General features: G+C 66.9%; 8 protein-coding genes. 1 reads left to right on the top strand and 7 read right to left on the bottom strand.

Translation table 11 applies throughout. The features are described 5' to 3' along the window. Positions 1-9 precede the first annotated feature (9 nt). Positions 10-1,287, bottom strand: a complete 1,278-nt coding sequence (locus L2D01_12245) for an NADH:flavin oxidoreductase/NADH oxidase family protein (protein WBQ09652.1) — start codon at positions 1,285-1,287, stop codon at positions 10-12. Positions 1,288-1,301: 14 nt separating this feature from the next. On the opposite strand from L2D01_12245, the gene L2D01_12240 reads away from it, so the two are divergent. Beyond that, on the top strand, positions 1,302-2,231 hold the full coding sequence (locus tag L2D01_12240) for an alpha/beta hydrolase (GenBank protein ID WBQ09651.1): 930 nt from the start codon (positions 1,302-1,304) through the stop codon (positions 2,229-2,231). On the opposite strand, the gene L2D01_12235 is transcribed toward L2D01_12240, so the two are convergent. The 6 genes from L2D01_12235 to L2D01_12210 form a co-directional block, all read right to left on the bottom strand. Further along, complete coding sequence (locus L2D01_12235; protein WBQ09650.1) at positions 2,207-3,691, bottom strand: NAD(P)/FAD-dependent oxidoreductase; 1,485 nt, start codon at positions 3,689-3,691, stop codon at positions 2,207-2,209. The two genes, L2D01_12240 and L2D01_12235, sit on opposite strands and share 25 nt — an antisense overlap. After that, a complete protein-coding gene (locus L2D01_12230) occupies positions 3,672-5,510 on the bottom strand; it encodes a long-chain fatty acid--CoA ligase (GenBank protein WBQ09649.1) in 1,839 nt (612 codons plus the stop codon). Before L2D01_12230 ends, L2D01_12235 begins: the two co-directional genes overlap by 20 nt. A gap of 42 nt (positions 5,511-5,552) precedes the next feature. Continuing rightward, positions 5,553-6,416: a 3-keto-5-aminohexanoate cleavage protein gene (locus L2D01_12225; protein WBQ09648.1), complete on the bottom strand. Its 864-nt coding sequence runs from the start codon at positions 6,414-6,416 to the stop codon at positions 5,553-5,555. After that, positions 6,413-8,377 (bottom strand): DUF2118 domain-containing protein, encoded by a 1,965-nt coding sequence (locus tag L2D01_12220; protein ID WBQ09647.1) that lies wholly within the window; start codon positions 8,375-8,377, stop codon positions 6,413-6,415. The genes L2D01_12225 and L2D01_12220 overlap by 4 nt, the downstream gene beginning before the upstream one ends. 157 nt (positions 8,378-8,534) lie before the next feature. Then, the gene (locus L2D01_12215) at positions 8,535-9,338 is read right to left on the bottom strand and encodes an enoyl-CoA hydratase-related protein (GenBank protein ID WBQ09646.1); all 804 of its coding nucleotides are present in this window, start codon (positions 9,336-9,338) and stop codon (positions 8,535-8,537) included. Further along, positions 9,331-10,503 carry an acyl-CoA dehydrogenase family protein gene (locus L2D01_12210; GenBank protein ID WBQ09645.1) on the bottom strand — a complete coding sequence of 391 codons (1,173 nt, stop codon included), beginning with the start codon at positions 10,501-10,503 and terminating at the stop codon, positions 9,331-9,333. Before L2D01_12210 ends, L2D01_12215 begins: the two co-directional genes overlap by 8 nt. Positions 10,504-10,536 lie beyond the last annotated feature (33 nt).

Genomic DNA, 10,536 nt, shown 5'->3' with positions numbered 1-10,536 from the left:
TGGCGGACGCTACATCTTCCTGGCGTCTTCTCGTTCGGTGATCTGGTGGGCCAGCAGCGCCGCCATCAGGCTCATGGAGCGCTTGGGCGTCTTGCCGTCCCCCAGCCGCAATATGTTGCGGTAGAAAAACGCCATCAATGCCAGGCCCTCCACCACGCGGCGCAACTCGTCAGGAAAGGCGGCGGTGAAGACCGGATGGACTTTCAGCTGCGTCTCCCAGGCGGGCAGCCAGTCCCACACTCCACGCAGCAGTTTGGCCGGCGCGTCCGGATCGACGCAGAGCGGCCGGCCCAAACCGATCACCGCCACGCCATCCTCCAGCGCTTCGGTCATCGCTTTGGCGGTGCGGAACCCGCCGGTGACCATGACCGGCGTTCTGGCCGCCGCGATCACCTCGCGGGCATAGGTCATGAAATAGGCTTCGCGCGCCCGTGTGCTGTCGCGCGCCCCGGGGTCAAACACCGGCTCCAGACCCTCCAGCCCCATCATGCTGGGTTGTTCGTAATTGCCGCCGGAAATCTCGATCAGGTCGACGCCTTCCTCATCGAGCAAGGCCACCACGGCCAGACAGTCTTCAAAGCTGAAGCCGCCCTTCTGAAAGTCGGACGAATTCAGCTTCACACTCACCACTTTGTATGGCCCGACAGCCTGCCGCACTGCGCGCACGGTCTCGATCAGCAGGCGGGCGCGGTTCTCCAGCGCGCCGCCCCAGCGGTCATCGCGCTGATTGACGCGCGGATTGAGGAACTCGCTGATCAGATAGCCGTGGGCGCCATGAACCTGCACACCGTCAAACCCGGCATCGGTCAGACAGCGCGCCGTGTGGGCGAAGCGCGCGATGATGTCGGTGATCTCGTCCTCGGTCAGACCGCGCGGCGCCGCGAAGACGCCGCCGGGCAGCTTAACCGCCACGGCGGACGGCCCCACCGGCTCTGGCGCAATGATTTTCGGGCTCTGGCGCCCGGCATGGGAGATCTGCGCGATGGCTGCGCCGCCGCCTGACTTGGCAGCGTCGGCGAAGGCGGTGAGGCCTGCCATCGCTTCAGCGCTTTGTTCACCCTGCACCACGATATTGGCTGGACGCTCGCGAAACCGCCGGTCGATCATGACATTGCCGGTGATCTGCAGCCCGGCCCCGCCAGCGGCCCAGGTGCGATAGGCGCGCGCGATGCGCACTCCCGCCCGGCCCCCCGGCTCGGCCAGGCCCTCGGTCATCGCCGCTTTTGCCAACCGGTTCTCGATTGTCACGCCGCATGGCAGGGTGAAGGGTGTGGCCATCAGGGTCATGACAGGAGACTTTCATGCTGGAACGGATCGGCAAGCAGGGCGGGCTGGGACTGCGCCGCTATTTCGGCCGGCGCATGGCGCGCAAGGTAGGGCGCAGCTCGCTGTCGCGCGACTCCTCTGTCGAAGTGCAGCGCGCGCGCATGGATCATGCCGGCGACCGGCTGCCCGCGGCCAAAGGGGTTGCGATCGAGCGCATCAGCTATGCCGGATTGTCCGCTCTGGCCTTCACGCCGCGCCAGCCGGAGCCGGGATTGATCCTGTTCTTTCATGGCGGCGGGTATTCGCGCGGCTCGGCCCAGAGCCACAAGCCGCTGGTGGCCCGCCTGTCGGCCCTGTTCAACGTGCGCGCCGTGTCGGTGGATTACCGCATGGCGCCTGAGCATGCCTGCCCGGCGGCGGTGGAAGATGGGGCGGCCGCTCTGGCGCTCGCCTGCACTGAAGAAGACGGCCCGCTTCTGCTGGCCGGGGACAGCGCGGGCGGCGGACTGGCGCTGGCCAGCCTCATCCGTCAGCGTGATGCGGGCGGGGGCTTGCCGGACGCGCTGTATCTCATCTCGCCCTGGACCGATCTGTCCCTGTCCGGCGACAGCGTGAAAACCCGCGCCGGCGCCGATCCCATGCTGACGCCGGGCAATCTCAAGGCCGGGGCGGAGCTGTATCTGCGCCGCCTCGACGCGCGCGATCCCGACGCCTCGCCGCTCTATGCTGACCTCACAGACCTGCCGCCGGTCTTCATTCAGGTGGGCGAGGACGAGATCCTGCTCGACGATTCGGTGCGCCTGCACGCGGCGCTGGAGGCTGCGGGCGTGGAGGCGCATTGCGAGGTCTGGGCCGGGATGTGGCATGATTTCCAGCTGTTTGCGCCGCTGATCAGCGAAGCCGATGCGTCCCTCAAGCGCGCCAGAGACTGGCTCAAGCCTCATCTCTCCGCCGACCAGGCCTGAGCATCGCCGCCCGCCAGCGCCAGCGCAAAGCCGGTGGCGAGGCCAGACCAGTTATTGGTGATCACCCCATCGCGCGTCTTGTACCAGCTGGGGCAATCCTCCGCCCAGACCGTGCGGGCGAGGCGCGCCTGCATGCGCGAGTTGAAGCGCGCCTCGGCCTGCGCGGTGACTTCCAGCGTGCGCCAATCCTCGCCGATCAGGCGGCGCACCTGCCGGGCGGCGTATTCGCTTTGGCGCTCCAGCATGAAGATGATGGAGTTGTGGCCCAGATTGGTGTTCGGGCCGTAGAGGATGAACAAGTTGGGAAAGCCGTGAACCGCCACGCCGCGATAGGCGCGCGGGCTGTCGCCCCACACGGCGCGCAGATCCCGCCCGTCCCGGCCCGTCACTGAAATCGTGGGCAGAAATTCCGTCGCCTTGAACCCCGTCGCGAACACCAGCGTGTCGGCGGCGACGTGGTCGCCCCGGCCATTAATGATCTCGCGCGGGCCGATGCTCGCCACACCGCTATCGTCCAGCGTGACATTGGGCTGCTGCAGGGTGGGATAGAACTCGCTGGTCAGCAGGATGCGCTTGCAGCCCGGCGCAAAATCCGGTGTCAGCCTGGCGCGTAAGGCCGGATCGCGGACCTCGCGCTTCAGCCGCGCCAGCATGCGCCAGCGGGTAAACGCATTTGCCAGCGTGCCCGACAGAAAGGCGGCAAAGCGGGTTTCGTGGATCAGGAAGCTGGCGGTGCGGTAAAGCCAATGCCAGCCGGGCACGTGGCGGAAGGCGGCCTTCTCCAGCGCGGTGAACTGGCGATCAAGCTTGTCGATGATCCAGTTGGGCGTCCGCTGAAACACGGTCAGGTGCGCCGCACGCTCCGCCATCTCGGGCAGGAGCTGCACGGCGCTTGCCGCGGCGCCGATGACGGCGACGTTCTGCCCGGTCACGTCGAGGTCCTCGGGCCACTCAGCCGAGTGCACGACTTGACCTTCGAACGTCTCGAGGCCGGGAATGGCCGGGATCACCGGCTCGGACAGCTGGCCCACGGCGCTGATCACGGTTCGGGTGGAGAGCGTGCGTCCGTCGGACAGCGTGACGCGCCAGCGGCCTTCGTCCTGATCAAAGGCGAGGCTGGTGACCGCGCACCCGAACCGCATGCGGCGGCGCAGATCGAAGGCGTCGGCGGCGCGGTCCAGATAGGCGAGGATTTCGGCCTGGGGCGAGAATTTCCGGCTCCAGTCCGGGTTGGGAAAGAAGCTGAAGGAATACAGATGGCTCGGCACGTCGCACGCCGCGCCGGGATAGCGGTTGGCGCGCCAGACGCCGCCGGCGCCGTCAGCACGTTCGAGAATCACGAAATCACTCACCCCCGCACGATCCAGCTGGCGGCCCATGGCGATGCCGGCGAAACCGGCGCCAATGATGACGGCGTCGCAGCGGTCAGGCAGCGGGGCGTCAGATATCGGCGCCGGCATGGCCTTCAGCGTACATCGCCTCGATCAGCGCGCTGTTGCGCGCCGTCACCACATTGCGCCGCACCTTCATGGTGGGGGTCAGCTCTCCGGTTTCCACGGTCAGGGCGGCGGGCAGGACCCGGAATTTGCGCACATTCTCCACCCGGGCGTAGCGCTTGTTGACGCCATCCACCGCCGTCTGCAGCGCGGCGGTGAGGGCGTCGCTGACGCGCGCCGCGCCCGCATCCATCCCCTTGGCCTTGGCGAATTTGGCCAGCCCGTCCTCGCTCAGCGTCACCAGCGCGGTGAGGTAGGGCTTGGCGTCACCCACCACCACCGCATGCTCGATCAGCGGGTCATTCATCAGATCGGTCTCGATATTGGCCGGCGTGATGTTCTTGCCGCCCGACGTGATGATGATGTCCTTGATCCGGCCGGTGATGAAGACGAAGCCGTCCTCGTCCATGCGCACCACGTCGCCGGTGCGCATCCAGCCATCCCGGGTGAAGCTGTTCTCGGTGGCTTCGTTATTCTTCATGTATCCGGCGAAGACATTGGGGCCCCTGACCTGCAGCTCGCCCTCTTCGGAGATGCGCGCCTCCATATGGTCGATCATGCGCCCCACCGACCCCAGACGCACCGCGCCGGGCTGGTTGAAGGCGGTGGGCGCGCTGGTTTCCGACTGGCCGTAGCCTTCGTAGATGACGAGATCCAGGCTGGTGAAGAAGACCAGCACCTCCTTGGAAATCGGCGCCGCGCCGGAGATCAGCATGCGCGCCCGGTCGAGCCCCAGCGCCGCCTTGATCTTGCCCAGCACCAGCTTGCGCGCCAGACCCATCTGCAAGCTGAGGAGGGGGCCTGGATTGCCGCCATTGATGTCCGCCTCGTGATAGCGTTTGGCCACGCCCATGGCCCAGGCGGCAATTTTGGCCTTGGCGCCCGTCGCTTCGGCGAGGCGCCCGCGCAGGGCCTCTTGGAATTTCTCCCACACCCGCGGCACGCCAAAGAACACGGTCGGCCGGGCGGCCTTGAGGTCTTCAGCCAGTGTCTCCATGGAGCGGGCGAAATAGAGATTGGAGCCGGACGCCACGTGATTGTGGACGCTCGCCTGCTGCTCGGCGATATGGGCGATGGGCAGGTAGGACAGGCCGGTATCGCCCTCGCGGTGCTTGAACATCTCCGACAGCATGCCCGCGCTCCACGAGATATTGCCGTGGCTGAGCATCACCGCCTTGGGCGGACCGGTGGTGCCCGAGGTGTAGATCAGTGCGCCGATGGTCGCTTCATTGATCGCCTTGAGCCGGGCGCTGACTTCGTCGTCATATTGCGCCTCGCCCCTGGCCATGAAGGCCTCCCAGCTCAGCACGCCATCGGGCGCGGGCTCTGGCCCCTGCATCATGATGATGTGGGTGAGGCTCGGGCATTCGGCCTTGAGCGCCAAGGCGTTGCGCGCCTGTTCGGCGGTTTCCACCAGATAGACCGGGCTTTCCGAATGCTGGAGGATATAGGCGATCTCCGGTTCAGAGCTGGTCCAGTAGACGCCCGCCGGGCGCCCGCCCGCCATCATGGCGGCGATGGCGGCGATGGTCCATTCAGGCCTGTTGAAGCCGAGGATGGCGCAGGCATCATCGGCCTTGAAGCCCAGCGCGATCAGAGCGCGCGCCGCCTGCCGGGTCTGATCGGCATAGTCGCGCCAGCTGGTCGAGACCCAGTTCGCGCCGTCATAGGCGGTATAGGCCGGCGCGTCCCCCCGCCGCTGCGCCTGATCGAGCATCCGCGCCGGCGTGGAGGGAAACAGCCCGTCCAGAATTCGCGGCAAGTCCTTCGCCGTCGCCTGCATGCCAACCTCCCGTTATCGCGCCCCGTCCGATGACGGCGGGGTCTAGTGCGTCAGTCCCATGATCTTACGGGCTTCCTGCGGCGACGCCACCTCGCGTCCGGCGTTTTTCGCGCATTGCGCCAGCGCCTCGATGAGGGCGCCATTGCCGGGCGCGCGCTCGCCATCGGGCAGGTAGAATGTGTCTTCCAGCCCGGTGCGCAGCATCCCGCCCAGCTCCGCCACGCGCTGGTGAACCGGCCAGATCTCCGCGCGCCCGATCAGGGTCGCCTGCCAGGGATCGCCCGCGCGCTTGTATTTGATGAGCAATTTCAAGAGGTCAGGGTCGCACGGCATGCCCGAGGCGACGCCCATGACGAAGTTGTAGTGCGCCGCCGGGGCCATGCCGTTCTCGATGAACATGCCCACGCTGCGCACGATGCCGACATCGAAGCACTCAAACTCGGGGTGGGCGCCGACTTCCGCCATGGCGTCGAGCATGGTCTGAATCTTGTCCACCGGATTGTCGAACACCATGGGCGGCCAGGCCCAGCTGCCGTCGCTGCGCAGTTTGAGATAGTTGAGCGAGCCGGCATTGCAGGCGGCGATCTCCGGTCTGACTCGCTTTATGCACGCGACGGGGCCCGACACGTCCGGGCCGACAATGCCGGTGGTCTGGTTGATGATCACGTCCGGGCAGGCGCTGCGGATGGCGTCGATGATGGCCGCGGCCACATCCGGGTCCCAGCTGGGGAAATGGCCGACGCCGTCTTCCTGCATGCGGAAATGGACATGCATGACGCTGGCGCCCGCGTCATAGGCCTCGCGCGCGCTGGCGGCCATCTGCTCCGGGGTCACCGGCACAGGATGGGTCTTGGGATTGGTCAGCACGCCATTGAGCGCGCAGGTCAAAACCGCTTTGTCAGTCATGGCTTTACCTCAAGCTTGAGTTCGATCAGCAGCGCGCCGCCATTCGCCTGCTGGCCCGGCGCGGTGTGCACGGCGGCCACCACGCCATCGGCGGCGGCGGTCAGGCGCATTTCCATCTTCATGGCTTCGATCACCGCCAGCACATCGCCCGCCTTCACGCTGTCGCCGGGTTTCACGTTGACTGCCACCACCGCGCCGCTCACGGGCGCCGTCACGCGCGAGGGATCGGCCGCGCCCGCGCCGGCCAGCAAGGCTGGCTCACGCACCACGGCGATGCGGTTGTTCAGCGCCACATGCACCGCGCCGTCGACGTCCTGCAGCGCCAGGCAGCGCCGGTCCACGCCATCAAGGCGGTAGCGCAGGCGCGGGCCGTCACGCTCCAGAAGAAGGATATCGTGGCGGCTATCCCCCATCGTGACGGTCAGCGCGCCGGGTCCGGCCTGCTCCACCATGGGCTCAACGCGTGTTCCATCCGCGTCAAGCGGCAGGGCGAAACGTGTCACCGAACCGGACCGGATCACCCCTTCGTCGTGTCGCGCCAGGAGCAGAGCGGTGACAAGAACGGCCTCTGTGGAGACATCAGCGGGCGCAAAGGGTCCCGCGCCTGCGCCCGCCCACTCGTCGAGGTCGGAAATGGTGATGGCGCCGGCGCGAAAGGCCGCGCTGTCGATCAGGCGCATCAGGAAGTCGCGATTGGTCTTCACCCCCAGAAGCGGCGCCTTGGCGAGCCCCAGGAGCAGCCGGTCGATCGCTTCGTCGCGGTTCATCGAGAAGGCGATGACTTTGGCGACCATGGCGTCATAGGCGGTGGAGATCACATCCCCGGTTTCGAAACCGGTATCGATGCGCACCTCGCGCTCGGCGTCTTTGGTTTCGAACCAGGCGATGTCGCCGGCTTGCGGCGTGAAGCCGTTGAGCGGGTCTTCGGCGTAGAGGCGCACCTCGATGGAATGGCCGTAAGGCTCCATCTGGTCCTGGGTGGCGGGCAGCGCGCCGCCGGTCGCCACGAGGAATTGCCAGCCCACCAGATCCATTCCGTAGACCTCTTCGGTCACGGGATGCTCCACCTGCAGGCGGGTATTCATTTCCAGGAAATAGAAGGCGCCGTCTGCGTCCAGCAGGAACTCGACGGTGCCGGCCCCGACATAGCCCACCGCCTGCGCCACCCGGACGGCTTCCTGACCCATTGCGTGGCGCAGCGTGGGGCTCACGGCGGGCGAGGGGGCTTCCTCCACCACTTTCTGGCGGCGGCGCTGGGCCGAGCAGTCACGCTCGCCGATGTGCAGCACATTGCCATGGGTGTCGGCGAAGACCTGCACCTCTACATGCCGGCCCCGCTCGATGAGCTTCTCCAGCAGCACGGCGTCATCGCCAAAGGCTGATTTCGCCTCGCGCCGGGCCGAAGCCAGCGCCTCGGCGAACTCACCGGCGCCATGCACGGCGCGCATGCCGCGCCCGCCGCCGCCCGCCACCGCCTTGATCAGCAGGGGATAGCCGATGGCGTCAGCTTGTTTGGCCAGATTGGCGTCAGACTGGTCCTCGCCCTGCCAGCCGGGCGCCATGGGAATACCGGACTGGGCCAGCAGCGCCTTGGCGCGGGCCTTGTCGCCCATGGCCTCGATGGCGCCGGCCGGCGGGCCGATGAAGATGATCCCCGCCGCCTCGCAGGCGCGGGCAAACGCGGCGTTCTCTGACAGAAACCCATAGCCGGGATGGATGGCGTCGGCGCCGGTGGCCTTGGCTGCCGAGATGATCGCCTCGATATCAAGATAGCTCTGCGCCGGCGGAGCCGGACCGATGCGCACGGCGATATCGGCCTCGCGCACATGCATCGCGCCGGCGTCAGCGTCGGAATAGACCGCGATGGTGCGCATCTGATTGGCTCTGGCGTGGCGCAGCACGCGCACCGCGATCTCGCCGCGATTGGCCACCAGCACAGAGCGGATAAGGCGGGGGGTCATGGTGTGGGGGCTCCTGGCGCTGTCATCTCCCCCCGCTTGCGGGGGGAGTGGCCCGAAGGGCCGAGGGGGGCGGACGCGGCGTYCCCCCNTCCGTCCGCTTCGCGGACACCTCCCCCGCAAGCGGGGGAGGACAAGTATGCCGTCGCCGTCCGTCCACTCATCCCTGCACCCATGACGCAGGCCGCTTCTCCAGAAACGCCGTCAGGCCTTCAGCGCCTTCTTCACTTTTCACGGCGGCGGCAAACACCGCCGCGGCCTCGTCGATCAGATCACCCGCATCGTGCAGGCGCGCCTTGCGCATCAGGCGTTTGGTGGCGGCGATGGCGTTGGGGGCGCCCTTGCGAATATCGGAGAGCACGCCGTCCAGCGACTCAGTGAGCGCGTCCTCGCCGTCACACACGCCATGCACCAGTCCCAGTGCCAGCGCGGCGCGCGCATCGATCTTGCCGCCAGTGACCGCCAGGCGGCGCGCTTGCGAATAGCCCAGGCGCTCCACCAGGAAAGGCGCGATCTGGGCGGGCACGAGGCCGAGACCCGTTTCGGGCAGTCGGAACAGCGCCGTCTCGCGCGCCAGCGCCACGTCGGCGACGCAGGCCAGGCCAAATCCCCCGCCCATCACCGCCCCGTCGAGGACCACGACCACCGGCAGGCCGGTCTCTGCATAGGCTTTGCACAGATGGCCAAAGCGCGCGTTCACCCGCGCCGCCGGATCCACGCCGTCTGCGCCCGCAGCGCTCTGCGCCGCGCCCATATCCTTGATGTCGCCGCCCGAGCAGAAATGTCCGCCTGCGCCGCGTAGCACGATGGCGCGGGCGCCCGAGCCTTCAGCCGCCTCAAGCGCGGCCAGCAGTTCGTCCACCATGGCGAGCGACATGGCGTTGCGCAGCTCGGGCCGGTTCAGCGTGATATGAACCACGCCGGCGCGGGTCTCGACGCTGAGGGTGTCCCAGGTCTCAGGCATTGCCTTCCACCGGTTTCTTGCGCCGGGGCAATGTGCCTTCCAGCTTGGCGATAATGCCCAGCATGATCTCGTCCGCGCCGCCGCCGATGGAGACCAGGCGCCCGTCACGGAAGGCGCGCGCGATGGGGTTGTCAGCCGTGTAGCCCATGCCGCCCCAGTATTGCAGGCACGCGTCGGACACCTCGCGCGACAGCCGGCCTGTCTTCAGCTTGGCCATGGAGGCGAGCTTGGTGACGTCCTTGCCGGCGATGAAATCCTCCACCGCGCGGTAGGTCAGCGAGCGCAGCGCCTCGACCTCGGTGCGCAGCTCGGCCAGGCGGAAATGGACCACCTGATTGTCCAGGATCGGCGTGCCGAAGGTCTTGCGCTCCCGCGTGTATTCGATGGTCAGGTCGATCTGGCGGTCCAGTGCCTTGAGAGAAGACGCCGCGCCATAGATGCGCTCCTCCTGGAATTGCAGCATCTGATAAAGGAAGCCCGCGCCCTCATCGCCGATGCGATTGCGCTTGGGCACGCGCACTTCATCAAAGAAGAGCTGCGCGGTATCGGACGAGTGCATGCCGATCTTGTGGATTTTCTGCCGCGTGATGCCCTTTTCATTCATCGGCACGATGATCAGGGACTTGTTCTCGTGGGCCTTGCCGTCCGACGTGTTGGCCAGCAGGCAGCACCAGTCGGCCTTCATGCCGTTGGTGATCCACATCTTGGCGCCGGTGATGACATAGTCATCGCCGTCGGAGACCGCTTTCGTGGTCACCGCCGCCACGTCCGAGCCGCCGCCTGGTTCCGACACGCCCAGACAGCCGACATAATCGCCGGTGATGGAGGGGGTCAGGAATTCCCGGCACAGCTCTTCGGACCCGAAATTGGCCAGCGCCGGCGTGCACATATCGGTGTGCACCCCAATGGCCATGGGCACGCCGCCGCAATTGATCAGGCCGAGCTCCTCGGCCATCACCATGGAGTAGGACATGTCCAGCCCCGCGCCGCCATATTTCTCTGGCCAGCGCAGGCCGAGCAGGCCCAGATCACCCATTTTCTTGAAGACCTCATGGGAGGGAAACTCGCCCGCCTTCTCCCATTCCTCCACATGCGGATTGATTTCCTGGGTGATGAATTTCGCGACCGTGTCGCGCAGCTGGTCGTGCTGTTCGGTGAACTGCATGTCTGGTCTCCTTCGGGACGATCCCTGTCCGGT

This window comes from Hyphomonadaceae bacterium ML37, from assembly GCA_027627685.1.
Taxonomy (GTDB): Bacteria; Pseudomonadota; Alphaproteobacteria; order Caulobacterales; family Maricaulaceae; genus Oceanicaulis.
This window is presented reverse-complemented; position numbering and strand designations above follow the sequence as displayed.